A 21,958-nucleotide genomic window follows, 5' to 3' on the forward strand; every position below is an offset into this window, starting at 1 on the left:
GAGGCGCGACAGGCGTCGGTGTCTGCTAATATGCAACCTCGGGGCGGTCGTCCGCGTCGCGGCGTCACGCCTCACCCACAACAAAGGCCACACGGCCGCCACACCGACCTGTCGCAAGGGACCTACCATGCCGTTTCAACGCCTGGCACTGACGCTGTGCCTGATGCTGTTTGCCGTGATGGCGCACGCCCGGGACTACTACGTCGATATCACCAACGAGACGGGCTATACCGTCTACTACCTCTATGTCAGTCCGGAGCACGCCTCCTCCTGGGAGGAGGATGTGCTGGGCAGCGATGTGATGCCGAGCGGCACGACGCGGCGCGTCACGCTGCAGGGGTACAAGAGCCCCCTCTTCGACATCCGGCTGATCGATGAGGACGACGATACCTACACCTTCTGGGGCGTCGACGTCTCCCGACGCGACCTGGTGGTGACCCTCGACGATCTCGATTAGCGCGCGAGCGCTGTCGTCGCCGGCTCCTGCGCCCCGGCACTCGGCCGGGGCGTCGTCGTTTTCGGCGTGGTAGAGTGTCGCCAATGGCGCCGGGAGAGCGCCAACGGCCCGTTCCAGTCACCCTATCGAGGCGAGAGATGACCACCGAAGAAAAGCGCCCCCTCTACATTCCCTACGCCGGTCCACCGCTGCTCGAGATGCCGCTGCTCAACAAGGGCAGTGCCTTCACGCGGGAGGAGCGCCTGGAGTTCAATCTGATCGGGCTGCTGCCGCAGAATGTGGAGACCATCGAGGAGCAGGCAGAACGGGCCTACCGGCAGTACAGCCAGTGCCAGAACGACCTCGACAAGCATATCTACCTGCGCGCGATCCAGGACGATAACGAGACCCTCTACTTCCGGCTGGTCTCCGAGCACCTCGAGGAGATGCTGCCGATCATCTATACCCCCACGGTCGGCAAGGCGTGCGAGGAGTTCTCCAACATCTACCGCAACCACCGCGGCCTCTTCATCGCCTATCCCGACCGCGACCGCATGGACGACATCCTCAGGAGCGCCACCAAGGACAACGTCAAGGTGATCGTGGTCACCGACGGCGAGCGCATCCTGGGGCTTGGCGACCAGGGCATCGGCGGCATGGGCATCCCCATCGGCAAGCTCTCGCTCTACACCGCCTGTGGCGGCATCAGTCCGGCCTATACGCTGCCGATCATGCTCGACGTGGGGACCAACAACCAGGCGCTGCTGGACGATCCCATGTACATGGGCTGGCGCCATCGGCGGATCTCCCAGGAGGAGTACGACGCCTTCATGGCGGAGTTCATCGCCGCGGTGAAGCGTCGCTGGCCCGGCGTGCTGCTGCAGTTCGAGGACTTCGCCCAGGCCAACGCCCTGCCGCTCCTGGACCGCTACCGCGACGAGCTGTGCTGCTTCAACGACGACGTCCAGGGCACGGCCTCGGTGGTGGTGGGTACCCTGATGGCGGCCTGCCAGGCGCGTGACGAGGGCATCGGCCAGCAGCGGGTGGTGTTCGTGGGTGCGGGCTCCGCCGGCTGCGGCATCGCCGAGCAGGTGGTGGTGGCCATGCAGGCCGAGGGGCTGACCGAGAAGGAGGCGCGCTCGCGGATCTACATGGTCGATCGCGAGGGCCTGGTCACCTCCGACCAGGCCTGGCTGCGCGATTTCCAGGGGCGCCTCGCCCACGACCCGGCGCTGGTGGCCGAGTGGGACGGCCAGTCGCTGCTCGAGGTGGTGCGCCGCATCGAGCCCACGGTGCTGATCGGTGTCTGCGGCATGCCGGGCATCTTCACCGAGGAGGTGGTGCGCGCCATGCACGCCAACTGCGAGATGCCGCTGATCATGCCGCTCTCCAACCCGACCTCCCGGGCCGAGGCGGTGCCGGAGGACGTGATCCGCTGGACCGACGGCCAGGCCCTGGTCGCCACCGGCAGCCCCTTCGCACCGGTCGAGTACGAGGGGCGCACCATCCCCATCGCCCAGTGCAACAACGCCTACATCTTCCCGGGCATCGGCCTCGGCGTGGTGGCAGCCGGGGCCAAGCGGGTCACCGATGCCATGCTGATGGCCTCGTCACGGGCGCTCGCTCGCGAGGCGCCGCTGGTCAAGGAGGGCAAGGGCGCGCTGTTGCCGCCGCTCTCCCAGATCCGCGAGCTCTCCTCGGCGATCGCCTTCGACGTCGCCGCCCAGGCCCAGGGCGAGGGGGTGGCGCTGAAGACCGACGGCATCAAGCTGCGCCGGGCCATCGAGCGCAACAGCTGGACGCCGGAGTATCGGCGTTACCGCCGCCGCTCCTTCTGACACTTCGCCTGGGACGACAAAGGCCCTGCCGGGTTACCCGGCAGGGCCTTTTGCTGCTAAGGCTGTAGGACCTTGTCGGCTTAGGCGGCCCCAATCATCTTGCGCAGCACGTAGTGGAGGATGCCGCCGTGGCGGTAGTACTCCAGCTCGTTCTCGGTATCGATGCGGCACAGCGCCTCGAGCTTCTTCTCGCCCTGATCGGAGGCGATGGTCACCGTGACCTTGCCCCCCGGGGTGAGCTCACTGAGCCCCTCGATGGAGACCGTCTCGTCGCCGGTCAGGCCGAGCGTCTTGCGGCTCTTGCCCTCGGGGAACTGCAGCGGCACCACGCCCATGCCGATCAGGTTGGAGCGGTGGATGCGTTCAAAGGACTCGGCGAGCACGGCGCGCACGCCGAGCAGGCGGGTCCCCTTGGCCGCCCAGTCGCGGCTGGAGCCGGTGCCGTACTCCTTGCCGGCGATCACCACCAGCGGCGTCCCCTCCTGCTGGTACTGCATGGCCGCGTCATAGATGGCCATCTGCTCGCCCGAGGGCACGTGGCGGGTCTCGCCGCCGACCACGCCATCGAGCATCTCGTTCTTGATGCGCACGTTGGCGAAGGTGCCGCGCATCATCACCTCGTGGTTGCCGCGCCGCGAGCCGTAGGAGTTGAAGTCCACCGGCTTGACGCCGTGCTCCTGCAGGTAGCGCCCGGCGGGGCTGTCGGGCTTGATGGCGCCGGCCGGCGAGATGTGATCGGTGGTCACCGAGTCGCCCAGCAGGGCCAGCACCCGGGCGTCCTTGACGTCCTCGACGGCCTCGGGCGTGCGGCCCATGCCCTCGAAGAAGGGCGGATGCTGGATGTAGGTGGAGTCGGTCGACCACTGGTAGACCTTGCTCTTCGGCACCTCGATGGCCTTCCATGTCGCGTCGCCGTCGAAGACCTCGGCGTACTCCTTGCGGAACATCTCGGTGTTGACCCGCTCCACGGCCTCGGCGATCTCCGTCTGGCTGGGCCAGAGGTCCTTGAGGAAGACCGGCTCGCCGTGATGGTCGGTGCCCAGCGGCTCGCGGGTCAGGTCGAGCTGCACGTTGCCGGCCAGGGCGTAGGCCACCACCAGGGGCGGCGAGGCGAGCCAGTTGGTCTTGACCAGCGGATGCACCCGGCCCTCGAAGTTGCGGTTGCCCGAGAGCACCGAGGCCACGGCCAGGTCGCCCGTCTCGATGGCCTCCTCGATGGGGCCCGCCAGCGGACCGGAGTTGCCGATGCAGGTGGTGCAGCCGTAGCCCACCAGGTGGAAGCCCAGGGCGTCCAGGTCCTCCTGCACGCCGCCGGCGGCCAGGTAGTCGGTGACCACCTTGGAGCCCGGGGCCAGGGAGGTCTTGACCCAGGGCTTGGTGGTGAGCCCCTTCTCGCGGGCCTTCCGGGCCAGCAGGCCGGCAGCCATCATCACGCTGGGGTTGGAGGTGTTGGTGCAGGAGGTGATGGCGGCGATGACCACGGCGCCGGGGTTCAGCCGGAAGGCCTCGCCGTCGAGGTCGACGTCCTGGCTGTCATGATGCTCGTAGCTCTCCTCGACGCCCACGGCGGTCTGGCCGCCCTCGGACATCAGCTTGCCCTTCTCGGTGGAGGAGAGCGGCTTGCCGTCGTCCTCCATCACCTTGGCGAAGGCCGCGCTCATGTCCTTGAGGGCGACGCGGTCCTGGGGCCGCTTGGGGCCGGCGAGGCTCGCCTCGACCTCGCCCATGTCCAGCGCCAGGGTGTCGCTGAAGACCGGCTCGTCGCCGGGCTCTCGCCACAGCCCCTGGGCCTTGCTGTAGGCCTCGACCAGCGCCACCTGGGCATCGTCGCGGCCGGTCAGGCGCAGGTAGGTGAGGGTCTCGTCGTCCACCGGGAAGAAGCCGCAGGTCGCGCCGTACTCCGGCGCCATGTTGGCGATGGTGGCGCGGTCGGCAAGCGGCAGGTCCTTGAGGCCGTCGCCGTAGAACTCGACGAACTTGCCCACCACGCCCTTCTTGCGCAGCATCTCGGTGACGGTCAGCACCAGATCGGTGGCGGTGATGCCCTCGCGCAGCTTGCCGGTGAGCTTGAAGCCGACCACCTCGGGGATCAGCATCGAGACGGGCTGGCCGAGCATGGCGGCCTCGGCCTCGATCCCGCCCACGCCCCAGCCGAGCACGCCCAGGCCGTTGATCATGGTGGTATGGGAGTCGGTGCCGACCAGGGTGTCGGGGTAGGCCAGCATCTGGCCATCGACCTCCTTGGTCCAGACGGTCTGGCCGAGGTACTCGAGGTTGACCTGGTGGCAGATGCCGGTGCCCGGGGGCACGACGCGGAAGTTATCGAAGGCCTGCTGGCCCCAGCGCAGGAACTCGTAGCGCTCGTGGTTGCGCTCCATCTCGATGGCGACGTTGTCCTTGAACGCCGTGGGGTTGCCGAACTTGTCGACCATCACCGAGTGGTCGATGACCAGGTCCACCGGGGAGAGGGGGTTGATGCGCGCGGGGTCCTCGCCGAGGGACTCCACCGCGGCGCGCATGGAGGCGAGGTCGACGACGCCGGGCACGCCGGTGAAGTCCTGCATCAGCACCCGGGCCGGGCGGTAGCCGATCTCGCGGTCGGAGTGGCCCTGCTGCTGCCAGTCGACCAGTGCCTGCATGTCCTCGCGCTCGACGCTCTCGTCGTCGGCGAAGCGCAGCTGGTTCTCGAGCAGGATCTTCAGCGTCTTGGGCAGTCGGTCGATGTTGCCGAGCGCCTCGGCGGCCTTGGGCAGGCTATGGAACCGGTAGGTCCGGCCGCCGGCTTCCAGCGCCTCCAGGGTATCCGGTAGGGCATCGTTGCTCATGCTGTGTCCTCCTTTCGCGTCGCGGGAAGTAGGGGTCACCATCCTGGCACCTCCAGACTACATGGTCATGATAGAAGGCGTTTTCAAGCGGTGCCCGGGGCCGCCGGCGGCCGGGCACCCTTGAAATGGCGGGCCCGGCCCTCCATATTGCTGCAACGTCACACGAGGGTGGTGATCGCCGAATGAACGAGGAACAGCTCGAGTCGCGGGAGGTGCACTGCCCCTATTGCGACACGCCGTTCGACCTGCTGGTCGACCTCTCCCAGGGCAGCCAGGCCACCTGGGAAGATTGCCCGCGCTGCTGTGCGCCGATCCAGCTGCGCATCGAGGTCTCGCCCGTCAGCGGCGAGCTGGATGCCCTCACGCTGGGGCGCGACGACGACGTGCTCTAGCCGGCGCCGGCCGGCGTCTGCCCGTGTCAGCGGTCTGCGCCATGCCGGCATCCGTCGGCATCGCCCAGCCCACTGTGCCATTCCCGACTCCACGAGGTCCTTCCATGAGCGACGCGCGTCACGAACGCCTGATCATCCTCGGCTCCGGCCCCGCCGGCTACACGGCGGCGGTCTACGCGGCCCGGGCCAACCTCAAGCCGCTGCTGATCACCGGCATCCAGGCCGGCGGCCAGCTGACCACCACCACCGACGTCGACAACTGGCCGGGCGATGACGAGGGCGTCCAGGGCCCGGAGCTGATGGAGCGCATGAAGCGCCACGCCGAGCGCTTCGACACCGAGGTGCTGTTCGATCACATCAGCGAGGTCGAGCTGCGCGAGAAACCCTACACCCTGAAGGGCGATGGCGGCACCTACACCTGCGACGCCCTGATCATCGCGACCGGGGCCAGCGCCCGCTACCTGGGGCTGCCCTCCGAGCAGGCGTTCATGGGCCAGGGCGTCTCGGCCTGCGCCACCTGCGACGGCTTCTTCTATCGCAACCAGGAGGTCGTGGTGGTGGGCGGCGGCAACACCGCCGTGGAGGAGGCGCTCTACCTCGCCAACCTCGCCTCGAAGGTGACCCTGGTGCATCGCCGCGACAGCCTGCGCGCCGAGAAGATCCTGCAGGACAAGCTCTTCGAGAAGGCCGAGGAGGGCAAGGTGGTGCTCGAGTGGAACCAGACCCTCGACGAGGTGCTGGGCGACAACAGCGGCGTGACCGGCGTGCGGCTGCGCTCCACGGAGACCGGCGAGACCAAGGAGCTGGCGGCGCCGGGCGTGTTCATCGCCATCGGCCACAGCCCCAACACCGGCATCTTCGAGGGGCAGCTGGAGATGGCCGGCGGCTATATCCGCGTGCAGTCCGGCCTCGAGGGCAACGCCACCGCCACCAGCGTGCCGGGCGTGTTCGCCGCCGGCGACGTCATGGACCACGTCTATCGCCAGGCCGTGACCTCCGCCGGCACCGGCTGCATGGCGGCGCTGGACGCCGAGCGCTACCTCGACGAGCTGTAATGCCTCTCAACCGGCAAGAAAGCGCCCAGTGCTACAGGCACCGAGGCGAGCGGCGCCGGGGGCAGTCCATAGAGGAGGTCCTACGCCACGGATGGCGTAGGTAGCCCCCAGGGAGGGGTTCATGGCGCCTCCTCGGAGGACTGGCCCCGGGCGAGCCGCGGTTCAGTGCCCGCAAAGGCCAGGCGGACAGCCGAGTCTGGTGGGTGCTCATGCCAACTACCCACCGTGTCAGTAGTGCGGCGGCACCTCGTCCTCCTGGCGATGTGTCGTTGCGTCTGCTTCCTGCAGCGCCCGCTGCTGGTCGCGCAGCCGCTCCTGCATCAGCGCGTTGATCCGCTCGAGCTGCGAGAGCCGCCGCTCCTGGCCGGCCACGGCCTCGTCCAGGGTGTCGAGCCAGTGCTCCTGGTAGGCGATCCGGCTCTCCAGGGCCTCCAGGCGGCGTACCAGCTCGTCGGGCGACGTGGCATCGCCCATGATAGAATCCTTGTGCTGCGTGTCACCGTTCATCGTGGCACCTTCATGCATGAGAGTCCCTTTCTTCCTTTCACCACCATCAGAGAGTTTTACAGGTCCATGAATCGAAAGGTCGTGTTTCGCTGCAGTCTCATCAGCCTGCTGCTGGCCGCCCCGGCGCCGCTGCTGATCGCCCTGCTCGTCCATCTCACCGGCGGCGTGCTGTCCCGTGAGCTGTTTGCCAGCCTCGAGGTCGGCGGCGTCGCCGCGGTCTATTCTGCCGCCGCGCTCGCGGTCTTCCTGCTGCTGCTCGTTGCCACCCTGGCGGTCAATGCGCTGACGCCCCAGCTGGTCAACCTGGCCGAGGTCGAGGACGACGATCGCGAGATCGGTGAGGTCAAGTGGTTCAACGTCAACAAGGGCTACGGCTTCATCACCCGCGACGACGGCGAGGATGTCTTCGTGCACTTCCGGGCCATCCGCGGGCGAGGGCATCGCACCCTGGCCGAGGGCCAGAAGGTACGCTACCACGTCATCCAGAACGAGCGGGGGCTTCAAGCCGACGACGTCACCGTTATCACCTAAATCGAAGCGCCTGCGCTCGTCCAGGCGTTGTTGGAAGCGCGACTCGCGCGCGAGCCCGGTCGAGATGCTCATTTACTAAAGTAAACTCCGCTCTCACGCCGCACTTCCGCCTAGCCTGGTCATCGCTCGGCAGCTTCTGGCCTGGAAAGGCCGCTGGATGCAAGCCTGTAGACATCGCCCCGCATTCGCGGGGCGATGTCGTTTCGGGCTACTGGCCGGAGTCGGGCCAGTCGATCGGGCGCTCGGTGCCGTCGGGCAGCACCTGCAGGAAGCGGTCCGGATCGTCGCCTGGCTGCCAGCCACCCAGCGAGCAGCGCACCTCGCACTCGAGCCGACGCGCGGCCTCCCGGGCGCACTCGGCGTCCGTCGCCCAGGGCGTGTCGGGGCTGTCGAACCACAGGCTGGCGAAGCCGTCTGCGGCCTGTTCCACCAGCAGCACCGGCACCTCGGCCTGGCCGCCGCGGGTGCGCCACTGGCGCTTGCCGGCGGGGGCCAGCGCCGCGGCCCCGATGGCCTCGGCGAGCCAGGCGTCGAGGCGGGCGATGTCGCCCCGGGCCAGGTAGATCTCGATATCGGGATAGGAGTCCATGGGAGCCTCAGGGCCGCGCCGTGCCGTTGACGAAGAGCCTTGCGAGGATCGCCTCGTAGGCCCGGCTCAGGTCGTCGAGGTCGGACGCCCGCACCCGCTCGTTGACCTGGTGGATGGTGGCGTTGCAGGGGCCGAGCTCCACCACCTGGCTGCCCAGGGTGGCGATGAAGCGCCCGTCGGAGGTGCCCCCGGAGGTGGAAAGCGTCGGGCGCAGCCCCACGGCCTCCTCCACGCCGGCCACCGCGGCCTCCACCAGGTCGCCCTCGGCGGTCAGGAAGGGCTCGCCGTTGAGCGTCCAGTCCAGCCGGTAGTCGAGGCCGTGAGCGTCGAGCAGCGCCTCGGTGCGAGCGCGGAGCTGCTCGTGGGTCACCTCGGTGGAGAAGCGGAAGTTGAACACCACCTCCACGTCGCCGGGGATGACGTTGGTGGCGCCGGTGCCCGAGCGGAGATTGGAGATCTGGAAGCTGGTCGCCGGGAAGAAGGCGTTGCCCTCGTCCCAGTGCTCCCGGGCCAGGGCGTCCAGGGCGGGCATCGCCTGGTGGATGGGGTTGCGCGCCAGGTGCGGGTAGGCCACGTGGCCCTGGATGCCCTTGATGTGCAGCACGCCGCCGAGCGAGCCGCGCCGGCCGTTCTTGATCACGTCGCCCAGGCGCTCCGTGGAGGAGGGTTCGCCGACGATGCAGTAGTCGAGCCGGTCATGGCTCTCGCGCAGGTGCTCGACCACGGCCCGGGTGCCGTCCACCGCCGGGCCCTCCTCGTCGGAGGTGATCAGGAAGCCGATCCGGCCGTGGTGGTCCGGGTGGGCGGTGACGAAGCGCTCCACCGCGGTGACCATCGCCGCCAGGCTGCCCTTCATGTCGGCGGCCCCGCGGCCCCGGAGCATGCCGTCGTCGTCGATGACGGGCTCGAAGGGAGGGGTCTCCCACTGGGTGTGGGGGCCGCTCGGCACCACGTCGGTGTGCCCGGCGAAGGCCAGCAGCGGGCCGTGGTGGCCGCGGGTCGCCCAGAAGTTCTCCACGTCGCCGAAGGGCAGGCGCTCGACCCGGAAGCCGAGGGCCTCCAGGCGCTCGATCATCAGCGCCTGGCAGCCCAGGTCATCCGGCGTCACCGAGGGGCGCCGGATCAGCTCGCAGGCGAGCGCCAGGGTCGGCGAGAGTTCGGTGGCCTCAGTTGTGGGCATGCAGCGCCTCGTTCAGCGCGATGGCGCTCTTGTTGGTGAGGCACTCGATGCGGCCGTTCTGGGAGTTGCGACGCAGCAGCAGGTCGTCCTGGCCGGCGAGATCCCGGGCGGCCACGGTGTTGGCGACCTGGCCCTGATCGTCGAGCACGGTGACCTTGGCCCCGGCGGTGATGTACAGGCCGGCCTCCACGGTGCAGCGATCGCCCAGCGGGATGCCGATGCCGGCGTTGGCGCCGATCAGGCAGCCCTCGCCGACCCTGATGACGATATTGCCGCCGCCGGAGAGGGTGCCCATGGTGGAGCAGCCGCCGCCGAGGTCAGAGCCCTTGCCGACCATCACGCCGGCGGAGATGCGGCCCTCGATCATGCCCGGGCCCTCGGCGCCGGCGTTGAAGTTGACGAAGCCCTCGTGCATCACGGTGGTGCCCTCGCCGAGGTAGGCGCCCAGGCGCACCCGGGCGGTGTCGCCGATGCGCACGCCGGCCGGTACCACGTAGTCGGTCATCTTGGGGAACTTGTCGACGCAGTCCACGGAGAGCGGACGGCCGGCCAGGCGGGCCTTGAGGCGGCGCGCCGGCAGCTCCTCGATGTCGATCGCGCCTTCGTTGGTCCAGGCGATGTTGCGCAGCAGGCCGAACATGCCGGTGAGGTCCAGGCCGTGGGGCTTGACCAGGCGATGGGAGAGCAGGTGCAGCTTGAGGTAGACCTCCGGGGCGCTCTGGGGCGGGGCGTCCACGTCGAGGAACATCGCCACCAGCGGGCGCTGGCTGGCCGCCAGGGACTCGGCCAGCTCGGCCTGCTCCGGGTGGCCGGCGTCACGCAGCGCGCCGGCCAGGGCGCCGCACTGCTCGGGCAGGAAGCTCACCGCGGCGTTGCCGTCGGGCGCGTCGAGCACCTCGGCGGCGGCGGCCACCAGGCTCGCGTCCGGGTTCAGCAGCGGCGCCGGGTAGTAGATCTCCAGCCAGTCGCCCTGGGTGTTCTGGGTGCCGATTCCGAGTGCAAAGCTCAGCATGGGGGTGTCCTCTGAAAGCGTGGGAGGGGGCAGGCGCCCCTTAGAGTGAGTCGTAGTCGCCGTCGCGGAAGCCGACGAGGATCTCGTCGCCGTTCTCCAGCAGCGGGCGCTTGAGCAGGGTCGGGTGGGCCAGCAGCAGCTCACGGGCCGAGTTGGCGTCGAGGTTCTCCTTCTCCTCGTCGTCGAGCTGGCGCCAGGTGGTGCTGCGTTTGTTGAGCACCTCCATCAGCGGCACCCGGTGCAGGAGGTGTTCGAGCAGCGGGGCCGAGAGGCCGTCCTCGCGCAGGTCGTGGACCTGGAAGGGGATGCCCTTCGCGTCCAGCGCCTTGCGCGCGCGGCGGCAGGTGTCGCAGTTCTTGATCACGTAGAGCGTCAGCATCGGGGGCTCCTCTCGATGAAGCGGCGAATGCGGCGCGCGGCCTCGGCGGTGGCCTCGACCTCCGCCACCAGGGCCAGGCGCAGGCGCCCGGCGCCGGGGTTGGTGCCGTCGTGTCCTGGACGGCCCATATACGAACCGGGCAGCACGCCGACGTGCTCCTCGGCGTGGAGGGCGCGGGCGAAGGCCGCGTCGTCGCCGCCCGGCACCGCGGGCCACAGGTAGAAGCCCGCCTCGGGCGCGGGGAAGTCCATCACCGGGGCGAGGATCTCGGTGACCGCCGCGAACTTCTCGCGGTAGGCGTCGCGGTTGGCGCGCACGTGGGCCTCGTCGTTCCAGGCGGCGATCGAGGCGTGCTGCAGCGGCAGCGACATGGCGCAGCCGTGATAGGTGCGATAGCGCCGGAAGGGGGCGATCAGGTCGGCATCGCCGGCCACGAAGCCCGAGCGCAGCCCCGGCAGGTTGGAGCGCTTGGAGAGCGAGTGGAACACCAGGCAGCGCCGGTAGTCGTGGCGGCCCAGCCGCGCGCAGGCCTCGAGCAGCCCCGGGGGCGGCGCCGCCTCCTCCAGGTAGAGCTCCGAGTAGCACTCGTCCGAGGCGATGAGGAAATCATGCTCGTCGGCGAGCTCGATCAGCCGCGTGAAGTCTTCAAGCGGCGTCACCGCCCCGGTGGGGTTGCCCGGCGAGCAGACGAACACCAGCTGCACCTCGCGCCAGGTCTCGGCCGGTATGGCCTCGAGATCCGGCCGGAAGCCCGTCTCGGCGCGGCAGTCCAGGTAGAGCGGCTGGCCGCCGGCGAGCAGCGTCGCCCCCTCGTAGATCTGGTAGAAGGGGTTGGGCATCGCCACCCGGGCGGGGCGGGTGCGATCCAGTGCCGCCTGCACGAAGGCGAAGAGCGCCTCGCGGGTGCCGTTGACCGGCAGCACCTGCCGCTCGGCGTCGAGGCCCGACAGGTGAAAGCGCCGAGTCGCCCAGTCGGCGATGGCGCGGCGCAGCTCCGGGAGGCCGGCGGTGGCCGGGTAGCGGGCGAAGGCCTGGCGGTGCTCGTCGAGCGCCTGGAGCGCGGCGGCGTAGGGCGCGTGCTGGGGCTCGCCGATCGTCAACGAGATCGGCGCGATCCCCTCGGGCGGCGTCACGTCGGCCTTGAGGGCGGCGAGCTTCTCGAAGGGGTAGGGCTTGAGGGCGTCGAGGTCGGGGTTCATGGGGGTCCAGGTGCGCCTTGGGCGGCGAGCGCCGGCGTCGTTATCGGTGATGCCTCGCCCGGTCGAGGCGGGCGGGGAGGGCGTCGATTATAGGGAAGCCCCGGGGCGGCCTCAAACGCCGGCCGCCCCGCGCGCTCAGCCGGTGACCGAGAGCGCCTCGATGAGCCGCTCGCGCAGCCGCTGCTGGCGCTCGGGGTCGACGAGCGGCGCGCCGGCCTTGTCGGTGATGAAGAAGACGTCCTCGACCCGTTCGCCCAGGGTGGCGATCTTGGCCGCCGACAGGGCGATGTTCTGCTCCATGAAGATGCGCCCGACCCGGGCCAGCAGGCCGGGGCGGTCGGGGGCGACCACCTCGAGGAGGGTGCGCTCGTTGGCCGGGTCCTGCTCGATGCTGACCTCGGTGGGCACGCGGAAGTGCTTGAGCTGGCGCGGGGTGTGGCGGGTGACGATCTGCGGGTAGTCGTCAGGGTCGTCGAGCTCCTCCACCAGGTGGCGACGGATCTCCTCCAGGCGCCCCGGGGCGCGGATCGCCTGGCCGTGGTCGTCCAGCACGATGAAGGTGTTCAGCGTCCAGTCGTTGCTCGAGGTGGCGATGCGAGCGTCGTGGATCGACAGCCCCAGCTGGTCCATGGCGGCGGCGGTGGCGGCGAAGAGGTCGTCCACCGAGCGGGTGTGGATGAACACCTTGGTGCCGCCCTCGGCCATGTCGTCGGTGGGGGCGTTGATCAGGATCAGCGGCAGCTGGCTCGCGCCGTGGTCGAGGATGCCCTGGGTCTGCCAGACGATCTCGCTGGGCGCGTACTGCAGGAAGTAGTCCTCGCCCAGCGATTCCCAGAGCCGGTCGACCCGGGCCATGTCGGCGCCCACCGTGGCCAGCAGCGAGTGGGCCTCGCTGCGGGTCTCCTGCACCCAGTCGTCGCGCTCCAGGGGGTTCTCCAGGCCACGGCGCAGGGCGCGCTTGGTCTCGCCGTGCAGCTGGCGCAGCAGCGAGGCGCGCCAGCCGTTCCAGAGCGTCGGGTTGGTGGCGTTGATGTCGGCCACCGTCAGCACATAGAGGTAGTCGAGTCGGGTCTCGTCGCCGACCAGGCGGGCGAACTCGGCGATCACGTCGGGGTCGGTGATGTCGCGCTTCTGGGCGACCATCGACATCATCAGGTGGTGCTCCACCAGCCAGCTGACCAGGCGGGTGTCCCGGCCGGAGAGGCCGTGGCGCTCGCAGAAGCGCTCGGCGTCCCGGGCCCCGAGGATCGAGTGGTCGCCGCCGCGGCCCTTGCCGATGTCGTGGTAGAGCCCGGCGATCCACAAGAGCTCCAGCTTGGGCAGCTGGTGGATCAGGGTGGCGGCCACCGGGAACTCCTCGCGGGCCGCGGGCTTGCGGAAGCCGTGGATGCACTTGAGCAGGCGCAGGGTGTGGGCGTCCACGGTATAGATGTGGAAGAGGTCGTGCTGCATCAGCCCCACCGCCTGGCCGAATTCCGGCAGGTACTTGCCGAGCAGGCCGTAGCGGTTCATGCGCCGGAGCTGGCGGGCGACGTTGCCGTCTGAGCGCAGCAGGGCCATGAACAGGCTCTGGTGGCGCAGGTCGTCGCGGTAGAGGTCGTCGATCAGGTGGCGGTGGTCGCGGAGCAGGCGGATGGTGGCGGCGCGCACCCCCTCGATCTCCGGGTGCTCGGCCATCAGCAGGAAGAGCTCGAGCAGCGCCGAGGGCCGCTTGCGAAACACGTTGCGCGAGCGTGCCTGGATATAGCCGCCCTTGATCTCGAACCGCTCGTTGAGCGGCACGGTGGGCAGCGCCTGGCCGGCGTGGAGGATCGCCTCGTCGAAGTGCTGCAGCAGCATGTCGTTGAGCCCGGCCAGCGCCGTGACGTGGCGGTAGTAGCGCTTCATGAACTGCTCGACGGCGAGGCGCTCCGGGGTGTCGCGAAAGCCGAACAGCTCGGCGATGGTGCGCTGGTGGTCGAACAGCAGCCGGTCCTCGGCGCGGCCGGTGAGCATGTGCAGGGCGTAGCGGACCTGCCAGAGGAAGGCCTGGCCCTGGCTGAGGATGCGCAGCTCGGCGTCGTTCATGAAGCTGCCGGCGACCAGGTCCTCGTAGCGCTGGGTGTCGAAGTGGCGCTTGGCCACCCAGCCGATCATCTGGATGTCGCGCAGCCCGCCGGGCGAGCTCTTGATGTTGGGCTCGAGGTGGTACTCGGAGTTGTTGTAGCGGTAGTGGCGGCTGATCTGCTCCTGCCACTTGGCCTCGAAGAAGCGGTCCGCCGGCCACAGCCGCTCGGTGGAGAGCCGCGCCTGCATCGCCTCGCGCAGCCGTTCGGGGCCGGCCAGGGTGCGCGATTCGAGCAGGTTAGTGATCACCGTCACGTCGGCGCGGGCCTCGCGCTCGCAGTCGGCGAGCGAGCGCACGCTGTGGCCGATCTCCAGGCCGATGTCCCACAGGAAGGTGATGAAGGCGGTCAGCGCCTCCCGGAAGGGCGTGTCATCGTCCTCCTCGAGCAGCAGCAGCAGGTCGATGTCGGAGTGGGGGTGCAGCTCGCCGCGGCCGTAGCCGCCCACGGCGAGCAGCGCCACGCCGTCGCCGGGCCAGTCATGCTGCTCCCAGGCGATGGCCAGCAGGCGGTCCAGGCACCAGGCCCGGCCGTGCACCAGATCGCGGATGTCGGCGCCGGCGCGGAAGCGCTCGTCGAGCCGCGCCTGGATCTCCCGCAGCGCCGCCTTGAAGGGGGTGATGGGGGAGCGCTCGCCGGCGAGCTCGGCGCGGAAGGCCTCGACGTCGAAGAGGCTCTCGTCGGGCGCGAAGCGATAGTGGTGCAGCAGCATGGCAATCGACTCAGCGGTCGAGGAAGGAGAGGTCTTCGTCGCGACGCGCGGTCAGCACCTCGACCCCCGTCGCGGTGACCAGCAGGGTGTGCTCCCACTGGGCGGTGAGGCTCTTGTCCTTGGTCACGGCGGTCCAGCCATCGCGCAGCACCTTGGTCTGGTGGCCGCCGACGTTGATCATCGGCTCGATGGTGAAGCACATGCCCTCCTCGAGGGCGATGTCGGCCTCGGGCGCGTAGCCGTCATAGTGCAGGATCTGCGGGTCCTCGTGGAAGCCGGCGCCGATGCCGTGGCCGCAGAAGTCGCGCACCACCGAGTAGCCGTTGGCCTCGGCGTGGGACTGGATGGCGCGGGCCAGCTCGGAGAGGCGGGCGCCCGGGCGCACCAGGGCCATGCTGCGGTAGAGGCACTCCTGGGTGACGCGGCACAGCCGCTCGCCCTGGATGCTCTCGCCGACGATGAACATCATGCTGGAGTCGCCGTGGTAGCCGTCGGCGGTCTTCACGGTGATGTCGATGTTCATGATGTCGCCTTTCTTCAGCTTCTTGGCGTCATCGGGGATGCCGTGGCAGACCACGTGGTTGATCGAGGTGCAGATCGACTTGGGGAAGCCGTGGTAGTTCAGCGGCGCCGGGGTCGAGCCCAGCTCGTCGACGATGAAGTCGTGGCAGAGCCGGTCGAGCTCGCCGGTGCTCACGCCGGCCTTCACGTGCGGGATGATCATCTCGAACACGCTGGCGGCCTGGCGGCCGGCCTCGCGCATCTTCTCGATCTCGTCGGGCGTCTTGATGGGTACGTTCATGGAATCTCGAATCAGGGGTGGGGCCGCCCGGAAGACGGCGGGCACGAGCGTCGGGCGACTTCATCTTGGAGGTCATCCATGGTATAAAGCTGCGCGCTTTCCTGCAATCGCGGAGCCCGTGTCGATCCATCGGCACCTCGGCGAGCGGCCGGAACGCGCGACAACCACTGCAATGCCTTGAAAACACACATGCACCGGCACATGGTCCCGGGTGCTGTCGTGACATCCTCGATGACGCGACGGTCGGATCCATGGGGTGCATGGAGGCCTAACCCGATTTTTCAGGAGTCATCCATGGCACACGTCAACATGCGTGACCTGCTCAAAGCAGGTGCTCACTTCGGTCACCAGACCAAGTACTGGAACCCGAAGATGAGCAAGTACATCTTCGGCGCCCGCAACAAGATCCACATCATCAACCTCGAGCACACCCTGCCGGCCCTCAACGAGGCCATCGATGTGGTCGAGAAGATGGCAGCGGCCAACAACAAGATCATGTTCGTCGGCACCAAGCGCAGCGCGAGCAAGATCATCAAGGAAGAGGCCAAGCGCGTTGGTCAGCCGTTCGTCAACCACCGCTGGCTCGGCGGCATGCTGACGAACTACAAGACCATCCGCGTCTCCATCAAGCGCCTGCGCGACCTCGAGACCATGCACGAGGACGGCACCTTCGAGAAGCTGACCAAGAAGGAAGTGCTGATGGCGACCCGCGAGCAGGACAAGCTCGAGCGGTCCGTGGGCGGTATCAAGGAAATGGGCGGCCTGCCCGATGCCCTGTTCGTGATCGACGTCGATCACGAGCGCATCGCCATCAACGAGGCGAACAAGCTGGGCATCCCGGTCATCGGCGTGGTGGATACCAACTCCAACCCCGATGGCGTCGACTACGTGATCCCGGGCAACGATGACTCCATCCGCGCCATCCAGATCTACGTCAAGGCCGTCGCCGACGCCTGCGCCCGCGCGAAGGAAGGTCGTCCCGACGAGTTCGTCGAGGTGACCGACGCCGAAGAGAGCCAGAGCGACGCCGCCGCCGAGTGATCGTCGGCCCGCCTGGGCCGGCCCGTCTGCCGTCACCCTGGTGACGGCTCGCCGGACAGGCGCAAGGGGGCCCAGGCCCCCTTTTCTCTCTTCAATTCCCCGCTAGTATTCCAGGTCGAACAAGTCAGAGGACACTACCATGGCAGCGATCAGCGCCTCCCAGGTCAAGGAACTGCGCGAGCGTACCGGGCTCGGCATGATGGAGTGCAAGAAGGCACTCACCGAGACCGATGGTGACATCGAGCAGGCGATCGAGAACCTGCGCAAGAACTCCGGCCTCAAGGCCGCCAAGAAGGCCGACCGCACCGCCGCCGAAGGCGCCGTGGTCACCCGCGTGGCCGAGGACGGCAGCTACGGCGTGATGGTCGAGATCAACTCCGAGACCGACTTCGTCGCCCGTGACGACAACTTCACCGCCTTCGCCAAGAAGATCGCCGACGCCTTCTTCGCCGCCAAGAGCGAGGACGTGGCCGCCGTGATGGAAGGCGAGCTCGAGACCGCGCGCGAGCAGCTGGTGCAGAAGATCGGCGAGAACATCGGCGTGCGTCGCTGCGTCGTGGTCGAGGCCGGCGACGGCAACCTGGTGGGCGAGTACGTCCACGGTGGCCGCATCGGCGTGCTGACCGTGCTCAAGGGCGGCAACGCCGAGACGGCCCGCGACATCGCCATGCACGTCGCCGCCATCAATCCGGCCGTGGCGCATCCCGAGGACATGCCTCAGGAGCAGCTGGACGCCGAGAAGGCGATCATCCTGGCCCAGCCGGACATGGCCGGCAAGCCGGAGAACATCGCCGAGAAGATGGTCCAGGGTCGTCTCAAGAAGTACCTGGCCGAGAACAGCCTGACCCAGCAGGCCTTCGTCAAGAACCCGGATCAGACCGTGGCCGAGTACGCCAAGGCCGCCGGCGGCGACGTGATCGGCTTCACCCGCTTCGAAGTGGGCGAGGGCATCGAGAAGGAAGAGGTCGACTTCGCGACCGAAGTGATGGAACAGGCCAAGCGCAGCTAAGGTCGCAGGTTCCAGAGTGACGATGGCGTGCGCGCGAGCGCACGCCATCGCGTATCCGGCCGGTAGATCCGGCCACCCCACCAGGCCCCATGCGTCGAGAATCCCGGAGACATCCCATGACCAGCGCCGATCAACCCGCCCCCAGCAAGCCCGAGAAATCCCGTGCCGAGGTATCCAAGTACAAGCGCATCCTGCTCAAGCTGTCCGGTGAGGCCCTGACCGGGGATGCCGAGTTCGGCATCGATCCCAAGGTGCTGGATCGCCTGGCGCTGGAGATCGGCCAGCTGGTGGGCATCGGCGTCCAGGTCGGCATCGTGGTCGGCGGCGGCAACCTGTTCCGCGGCGCCGCGCTGCACGAGGCGGGCATGGATCGCGTCACCGGCGACCACATGGGCATGCTGGCCACGGTGATGAACGCCCTGGCCATGCGCGACGCCCTCGAGCGCTCCAACATCCGCTCGCGGGTGATGTCGGCGATTCCCATGAGCGGCGTGGTGGAGCACTACGACCGCCGCACCGCCATCCGCTACCTGACCTCCGGCGACGTGGTGATGTTCTCGGCCGGCACCGGCAACCCCTTCTTCACCACCGATTCCGCGGCCTGCCTGCGCGGCATCGAGATCGACGCCGACGTGGTGGTCAAGGCCACCAAGGTGGACGGGGTCTACGACAAGGATCCTGTCAAGCACGCCGATGCGGTCAAGTACGAGCAGCTGTCCTATGATGATGCGCTCGACCAGAAGCTCGGCGTGATGGATTTGACCGCTATCTGCCTGGTGCGGGACCATGACATGCCGGTGCGGGTCTTCAACATGAACAAGCCGGGCGCGCTGCTGAACCTGGTGGTGGGTGGCAAGGAAGGCACGCTGATTGACAGAGGGTGAGACAGTGATCGACGACATCAAGAAGGATGCGGAAACCCGCATGAAGAAGAGCCTCGAGGCCCTTCACTCCAACTTCAACAAGATCCGTACCGGCCGCGCGCATCCCAGCATCCTGGATGCGGTGAGCGTCGAGTACTACGGTAGCCAGATGCCGCTCAACCAGGTGGCCTCGATCAACGTCGAGGACGCGCGCACCCTGACCGTGGTGCCCTGGGAGCAGAGCATGGTGCCGAAGGTCGAGAAGGCGATCATGACCTCCGACCTGGGCCTCAACCCGGCGAGCGCCGGCAACGTGATCCGCGTGCCGATGCCGATGCTGACCGAGGAGACCCGCAAGGGCTACATCAAGCAGGCGCGCCAGGAAGCCGAGAATGCCCGGGTGGCGGTGCGCAACGTGCGCCGCGACGCCAACGGCGACATCAAGTCGCTGCTCAAGGAGAAGGAGATCACCGAGGACGAGCAGCGCCAGGCCGAGGATGCGATCCAGAAGCTGACCGATGGCATCGTCGCCGAGATCGACAAGGCGCTGGAGTCCAAGGAACACGACCTGCTGCAGGTCTGAGGACGGCGAGCGGCGCTGGCGAGCGCCGCCGGCGACGGATCGCCCCTCGGCGAGCCGCGGACCCCGGTCCGCGGCTCGCCGGCCTTCATGCTCTTACCCGCCATGCGAGACACCATGACGTCACCGCAGTCCCCCCGCGGCACGGTCGCTGCCGCCCCCGAGGCCCCGCTGCCGCGCCATGTCGCGATCATCATGGACGGCAACAACCGCTGGGCGAAGGCGCGCGGCCTCTCCGGCATCCGCGGCCACCACGCCGGCGTCGAGGCGGTGCGAGCCGTCATCCGTCGCGCCGCCGAGCGCGGCATCGAGACCCTCACCCTGTTCGCCTTCTCCAGCGAGAACTGGAAGCGCCCCGCCAGCGAGGTCAACGCCCTGATGGAGCTCTTCCTGATGGCGCTCCAGCGCGAGGTGAAGAAGCTGCATCGCCACGGCATCCGCCTCTCGGTGATCGGCGAGCGCAGCGGCTTTTCCGCCTCGATCCAGAAGCACATCGCGAGCGCCGAGGCGCTGACCCGCGACAACACCGGCCTGCACCTGGTGATCGCGGCCAACTACGGCGGGCGCTGGGACATCGCCTGCGCCGCACGCCGCCTGGCCGAACGCGTCGCCGCCGGCGAGCTCGCCCCCGAGGCGATCGACGAGCAGGCGATCGACGAGGCGGCCAGCCTCGCCGGCGATGCCCCGGTCGACCTGTGCATCCGTACCAGCGGCGAGCAGCGCATCTCCAACTTCCTGCTCTGGCAGATGGCCTACGCCGAGCTCCATTTCACGCCCGTGCTGTGGCCGGACTTCGACGGCGAGGCCTTCGATCGGGCCCTGGCCGACTACCAGGGGCGCAAGCGGCGCTTCGGCATGACCGACGAGCAGCTCGAGGCGCAGCAGGGGGAGTAACCACGTGCTCAGACAACGCATCATCACCGCGGCCTGGCTGGCCCCCCTGGCCCTGTTCGGCCTGTTCGGGCTCGACGGCGCGGGCTTCGGGCTCTTCACCGCGGGCGTCGTGCTGCTCGGCGGCTGGGAGTGGGCCAACCTCGCCGGGATCACCGCGCCGGCGCGGCGCCTGTGGCCGGTCGCCGGCCTCGCCGTGCTGATCGCGCTGTGCTGGGCCGGCGGCGTGGCCGCCGCCAGCTGGCCGCTGTGGCTCGGAGCGCTGGGCTGGCTCGTGAACCTCTACTGGGTGACCGGCTATCCCGCGCGCCTCGCCCAGTGGCAGTCGACCGGCATGCGCCTGGCCATGGGCCTGTGGGTGCTGCTGCCCGCCTGGGTCGGCTTCAACGTGCTGCGCGAGAGCGGCGCCGTCTGGCTGCTCTTCGTGCTGCTGCTGGTGTGGGGCGCCGACATCGGCGCCTACTTCGTCGGCAAGGCCGTCGGCCGCCGCAAGCTGGCGCCCGCCGTCAGCCCCGGCAAGACCCGGGAGGGCGTGGCCGGGGGCATGGCGGTCACCGCCGCGCTGGCGATCGTCTTCGCCGCCTGGCAGGGCCTCGGCCTCGCCGCAGGCCTGGGCCTGCTGGCGGCGACCCTGGTGGTGACGCTCGCCTCGGTGCTCGGCGACCTGCTCGAGAGCATGCTCAAGCGCCATCGCGGCATCAAGGACTCCAGCCGGCTGCTGCCGGGCCACGGCGGGGTGCTCGACCGCATCGACAGCCTGACCGCGGCGGTGCCGCTGTTCGCCCTGCTGCAGGGGGGCGTGCTGTGATCCCGCGCCGCGTCACCGTGCTGGGTGCCACCGGCTCCATCGGCACCAGCACCCTGGAGGTGCTCGCCCGCCATCCGGAGCGCTACCGGGTGCACGCCCTGACCGCCCACCGCTCCCGGGAGGCGCTGCTGGCCCAGTGCCGCGTTCACCGCCCGGCGCTGGCGGTGCTCGACACCGAGGCCGATGCCGCCTGGCTGCGTGCGCGGCTTTCCGAGGCGGGGCTTCCCACCGAGGTGCGCGCCGGGGCCGAAGCCCTGGTCGAGGTGGCCGAGGCCGCCGAGGTGGACACCGTGATGGCGGCCATCGTCGGCGCCGCCGGCCTGCTGCCGACGCTGGCCGCCGTGCGCGCCGGCAAGCGGGTGCTGCTGGCCAACAAGGAGGCCCTGGTGATGTCCGGGGCGCTCTTCATGGACGCGGTGGCGCGCCATGACGCCACCCTGCTGCCCATCGATTCCGAACATAATGCCATCTACCAGTGTCTACCCGTCGAGCATCGCGGCGGCCTGTCCCGCCACGGGGTGACCCAGCTGCTGCTGACCGCCTCGGGTGGGCCCTTCCGCGGCTGGTCGGCGCGCGAGCTCGCCGCCGTGACCCCGGAGCAGGCCTGCGCCCACCCCAACTGGTCGATGGGGCGCAAGATCTCGGTGGACAGCGCCAGCCTGATGAACAAGGGGCTCGAGCTGATCGAGGCGTGCTGGCTCTTCGATGCCCGGCCCGACCAGGTGCAGGTGGTGGTGCATCCGCAGAGCGTGATCCACTCCATGGCCGCCTACAGCGACGGCTCGGTGCTCGCCCAGCTGGGCAACCCGGACATGCGCACGCCGATCGCCTACGGGCTCGCCTGGCCGGAGCGCATCGAGGCCGGGGTCGAGGCGCTGGACCTGTTCCAGGTCGCCCGGCTCGACTTCGAGCCCGCCGACGAGGCCGCCTTCCCCTGCCTGCGCCTGGCCCGCGAGGCCATGGCGGCGGGGGGCACGGCGCCGGCGGTGCTCAACGCCGCCAACGAGGTGGCGGTGGAGGCCTTCCTCGCCGGCCGCCTCGGCTTCACCGGCATCGGGGAGCTGGTGGCGCGGGTGCGCGACGCGCGCCCGGTGGAGGCCGTCCGCGACCTCGAGACCGTGCTGGCGGCCGATGCCCGCGCCCGGCAGGCGGCGCATGACTGGCTGGCGCGGCAATGACGCACGCGCCATGACGCTGTTGACTG

The 21,958-nt window shown here is 69.1% G+C and carries 21 protein-coding genes; 12 read left to right on the plus strand and 9 right to left on the minus strand.

Going from position 1 to position 21,958, the window contains the following annotated elements; genetic code table 11:
- Positions 1-127: 127 nt before the first annotated feature.
- Together FIU83_RS01920 and FIU83_RS01925 are read left to right on the plus strand one after the other, a co-directional pair.
- Positions 128-457: a hypothetical protein gene (locus FIU83_RS01920; protein ID WP_152482507.1), complete on the plus strand. Its 330-nt coding sequence runs from the start codon at positions 128-130 to the stop codon at positions 455-457.
- A 137-nt stretch (positions 458-594) separates the two neighbouring features.
- Complete coding sequence (locus tag FIU83_RS01925) at positions 595-2,274, plus strand: NAD-dependent malic enzyme (RefSeq protein WP_152482508.1); 1,680 nt, start codon at positions 595-597, stop codon at positions 2,272-2,274.
- A gap of 80 nt (positions 2,275-2,354) precedes the next feature.
- On the opposite strand, the gene acnA is transcribed toward FIU83_RS01925, so the two are convergent.
- Positions 2,355-5,099, minus strand: coding sequence for an aconitate hydratase AcnA (acnA, locus tag FIU83_RS01930; protein ID WP_152482509.1), 2,745 nt, complete (start codon positions 5,097-5,099; stop codon positions 2,355-2,357).
- Between the two features lie 182 nt (positions 5,100-5,281).
- Here acnA and FIU83_RS01935 point away from each other — a divergent pair, with 182 nt between their 5' ends.
- Positions 5,282-5,491 (plus strand): CPXCG motif-containing cysteine-rich protein, encoded by a 210-nt coding sequence (locus FIU83_RS01935; protein ID WP_152482510.1) that lies wholly within the window; start codon positions 5,282-5,284, stop codon positions 5,489-5,491.
- Between the two features lie 104 nt (positions 5,492-5,595).
- Positions 5,596-6,546: a thioredoxin-disulfide reductase gene (trxB, locus tag FIU83_RS01940; protein ID WP_152482511.1), complete on the plus strand. Its 951-nt coding sequence runs from the start codon at positions 5,596-5,598 to the stop codon at positions 6,544-6,546.
- Between the two features lie 228 nt (positions 6,547-6,774).
- Here trxB and FIU83_RS01945 read toward each other — a convergent pair whose 3' ends face one another.
- Positions 6,775-7,053 carry a SlyX family protein gene (locus FIU83_RS01945; protein ID WP_253939517.1) on the minus strand — a complete coding sequence of 93 codons (279 nt, stop codon included), beginning with the start codon at positions 7,051-7,053 and terminating at the stop codon, positions 6,775-6,777.
- Positions 7,054-7,119: 66 nt separating this feature from the next.
- On the opposite strand from FIU83_RS01945, the gene FIU83_RS17680 reads away from it, so the two are divergent.
- A complete protein-coding gene (locus FIU83_RS17680; RefSeq protein WP_301538567.1) occupies positions 7,120-7,584 on the plus strand; it encodes a cold-shock protein in 465 nt (154 codons plus the stop codon).
- A 208-nt stretch (positions 7,585-7,792) separates the two neighbouring features.
- Here FIU83_RS17680 and FIU83_RS01955 read toward each other — a convergent pair whose 3' ends face one another.
- The 7 genes from FIU83_RS01955 to map form a co-directional block, all read right to left on the minus strand.
- Entirely contained in the window at positions 7,793-8,173 is a 381-nt protein-coding gene (locus FIU83_RS01955; RefSeq protein ID WP_152482512.1) for a hypothetical protein, read from the minus strand.
- Positions 8,174-8,180: 7 nt separating this feature from the next.
- A complete protein-coding gene (gene dapE, locus FIU83_RS01960) occupies positions 8,181-9,353 on the minus strand; it encodes a succinyl-diaminopimelate desuccinylase (RefSeq protein ID WP_152482513.1) in 1,173 nt (390 codons plus the stop codon).
- Positions 9,340-10,365 carry a 2,3,4,5-tetrahydropyridine-2,6-dicarboxylate N-succinyltransferase gene (gene dapD / locus FIU83_RS01965; protein WP_152482514.1) on the minus strand — a complete coding sequence of 342 codons (1,026 nt, stop codon included), beginning with the start codon at positions 10,363-10,365 and terminating at the stop codon, positions 9,340-9,342. Before dapD ends, dapE begins: the two co-directional genes overlap by 14 nt.
- 40 nt (positions 10,366-10,405) lie before the next feature.
- Complete coding sequence (locus FIU83_RS01970; RefSeq protein WP_152482515.1) at positions 10,406-10,744, minus strand: arsenate reductase; 339 nt, start codon at positions 10,742-10,744, stop codon at positions 10,406-10,408.
- Positions 10,738-11,943 (minus strand): succinyldiaminopimelate transaminase, encoded by a 1,206-nt coding sequence (gene dapC, locus FIU83_RS01975; protein ID WP_152482516.1) that lies wholly within the window; start codon positions 11,941-11,943, stop codon positions 10,738-10,740. The genes FIU83_RS01970 and dapC overlap by 7 nt, the downstream gene beginning before the upstream one ends.
- A 135-nt stretch (positions 11,944-12,078) precedes the next feature.
- Entirely contained in the window at positions 12,079-14,760 is a 2,682-nt protein-coding gene (locus tag FIU83_RS01980; RefSeq protein WP_152482517.1) for a [protein-PII] uridylyltransferase, read from the minus strand.
- A gap of 10 nt (positions 14,761-14,770) precedes the next feature.
- Positions 14,771-15,562 carry a type I methionyl aminopeptidase gene (gene map, locus FIU83_RS01985; RefSeq protein ID WP_108445282.1) on the minus strand — a complete coding sequence of 264 codons (792 nt, stop codon included), beginning with the start codon at positions 15,560-15,562 and terminating at the stop codon, positions 14,771-14,773.
- Positions 15,563-15,856: 294 nt separating this feature from the next.
- Between map and rpsB the strand changes: the two genes are divergently transcribed.
- From rpsB to ispC, 7 genes are all read left to right on the plus strand, one after another.
- The gene (gene rpsB, locus FIU83_RS01990; RefSeq protein WP_152482518.1) at positions 15,857-16,603 is read left to right on the plus strand and encodes a 30S ribosomal protein S2; all 747 of its coding nucleotides are present in this window, start codon (positions 15,857-15,859) and stop codon (positions 16,601-16,603) included.
- Positions 16,604-16,742: 139 nt separating this feature from the next.
- A complete protein-coding gene (gene tsf / locus FIU83_RS01995; protein ID WP_152482519.1) occupies positions 16,743-17,612 on the plus strand; it encodes a translation elongation factor Ts in 870 nt (289 codons plus the stop codon).
- 116 nt (positions 17,613-17,728) lie between these two features.
- Positions 17,729-18,496 carry a UMP kinase gene (pyrH, locus tag FIU83_RS02000; protein ID WP_152482520.1) on the plus strand — a complete coding sequence of 256 codons (768 nt, stop codon included), beginning with the start codon at positions 17,729-17,731 and terminating at the stop codon, positions 18,494-18,496.
- A gap of 4 nt (positions 18,497-18,500) precedes the next feature.
- The gene (gene frr, locus FIU83_RS02005) at positions 18,501-19,058 is read left to right on the plus strand and encodes a ribosome recycling factor (protein ID WP_152482521.1); all 558 of its coding nucleotides are present in this window, start codon (positions 18,501-18,503) and stop codon (positions 19,056-19,058) included.
- 114 nt (positions 19,059-19,172) lie between these two features.
- Positions 19,173-19,949: a polyprenyl diphosphate synthase gene (gene uppS / locus FIU83_RS02010; RefSeq protein ID WP_253939518.1), complete on the plus strand. Its 777-nt coding sequence runs from the start codon at positions 19,173-19,175 to the stop codon at positions 19,947-19,949.
- Between the two features lie 4 nt (positions 19,950-19,953).
- On the plus strand, positions 19,954-20,754 hold the full coding sequence (locus tag FIU83_RS02015) for a phosphatidate cytidylyltransferase (RefSeq protein WP_152482522.1): 801 nt from the start codon (positions 19,954-19,956) through the stop codon (positions 20,752-20,754).
- Entirely contained in the window at positions 20,751-21,932 is a 1,182-nt protein-coding gene (gene ispC, locus FIU83_RS02020) for a 1-deoxy-D-xylulose-5-phosphate reductoisomerase (RefSeq protein WP_152482523.1), read from the plus strand. Before FIU83_RS02015 ends, ispC begins: the two co-directional genes overlap by 4 nt.
- Positions 21,933-21,958: the final 26 nt, after the last annotated feature.

This window comes from Halomonas sp. THAF5a, from assembly GCF_009363755.1.
In the GTDB taxonomy this organism is placed as follows: Bacteria; Pseudomonadota; Gammaproteobacteria; order Pseudomonadales; family Halomonadaceae; genus Halomonas.

What these genes read in the sequence shown, in the direction of transcription:
- FIU83_RS01920 (WP_152482507.1), top strand. Translation starts at nt 128, where the DNA reads ATGCCGTTTCAACGCCTGGCACTGACGCTGTGCCTGATGCTGTTTGCC.
- FIU83_RS01925 (WP_152482508.1), top strand. Translation starts at nt 595, where the DNA reads ATGACCACCGAAGAAAAGCGCCCCCTCTACATTCCCTACGCCGGTCCA.
- acnA (WP_152482509.1), bottom strand. Translation starts at nt 5,099, where the DNA reads ATGAGCAACGATGCCCTACCGGATACCCTGGAGGCGCTGGAAGCCGGC.
- FIU83_RS01935 (WP_152482510.1), top strand. Translation starts at nt 5,282, where the DNA reads ATGAACGAGGAACAGCTCGAGTCGCGGGAGGTGCACTGCCCCTATTGC.
- trxB (WP_152482511.1), top strand. Translation starts at nt 5,596, where the DNA reads ATGAGCGACGCGCGTCACGAACGCCTGATCATCCTCGGCTCCGGCCCC.
- FIU83_RS01945 (WP_253939517.1), bottom strand. Translation starts at nt 7,053, where the DNA reads ATGAACGGTGACACGCAGCACAAGGATTCTATCATGGGCGATGCCACG.
- FIU83_RS17680 (WP_301538567.1), top strand. Translation starts at nt 7,120, where the DNA reads ATGAATCGAAAGGTCGTGTTTCGCTGCAGTCTCATCAGCCTGCTGCTG.
- FIU83_RS01955 (WP_152482512.1), bottom strand. Translation starts at nt 8,173, where the DNA reads ATGGACTCCTATCCCGATATCGAGATCTACCTGGCCCGGGGCGACATC.
- dapE (WP_152482513.1), bottom strand. Translation starts at nt 9,353, where the DNA reads ATGCCCACAACTGAGGCCACCGAACTCTCGCCGACCCTGGCGCTCGCC.
- dapD (WP_152482514.1), bottom strand. Translation starts at nt 10,365, where the DNA reads ATGCTGAGCTTTGCACTCGGAATCGGCACCCAGAACACCCAGGGCGAC.
- FIU83_RS01970 (WP_152482515.1), bottom strand. Translation starts at nt 10,744, where the DNA reads ATGCTGACGCTCTACGTGATCAAGAACTGCGACACCTGCCGCCGCGCG.
- dapC (WP_152482516.1), bottom strand. Translation starts at nt 11,943, where the DNA reads ATGAACCCCGACCTCGACGCCCTCAAGCCCTACCCCTTCGAGAAGCTC.
- FIU83_RS01980 (WP_152482517.1), bottom strand. Translation starts at nt 14,760, where the DNA reads ATGCTGCTGCACCACTATCGCTTCGCGCCCGACGAGAGCCTCTTCGAC.
- map (WP_108445282.1), bottom strand. Translation starts at nt 15,562, where the DNA reads ATGAACGTACCCATCAAGACGCCCGACGAGATCGAGAAGATGCGCGAG.
- rpsB (WP_152482518.1), top strand. Translation starts at nt 15,857, where the DNA reads ATGGCACACGTCAACATGCGTGACCTGCTCAAAGCAGGTGCTCACTTC.
- tsf (WP_152482519.1), top strand. Translation starts at nt 16,743, where the DNA reads ATGGCAGCGATCAGCGCCTCCCAGGTCAAGGAACTGCGCGAGCGTACC.
- pyrH (WP_152482520.1), top strand. Translation starts at nt 17,729, where the DNA reads ATGACCAGCGCCGATCAACCCGCCCCCAGCAAGCCCGAGAAATCCCGT.
- uppS (WP_253939518.1), top strand. Translation starts at nt 19,173, where the DNA reads ATGACGTCACCGCAGTCCCCCCGCGGCACGGTCGCTGCCGCCCCCGAG.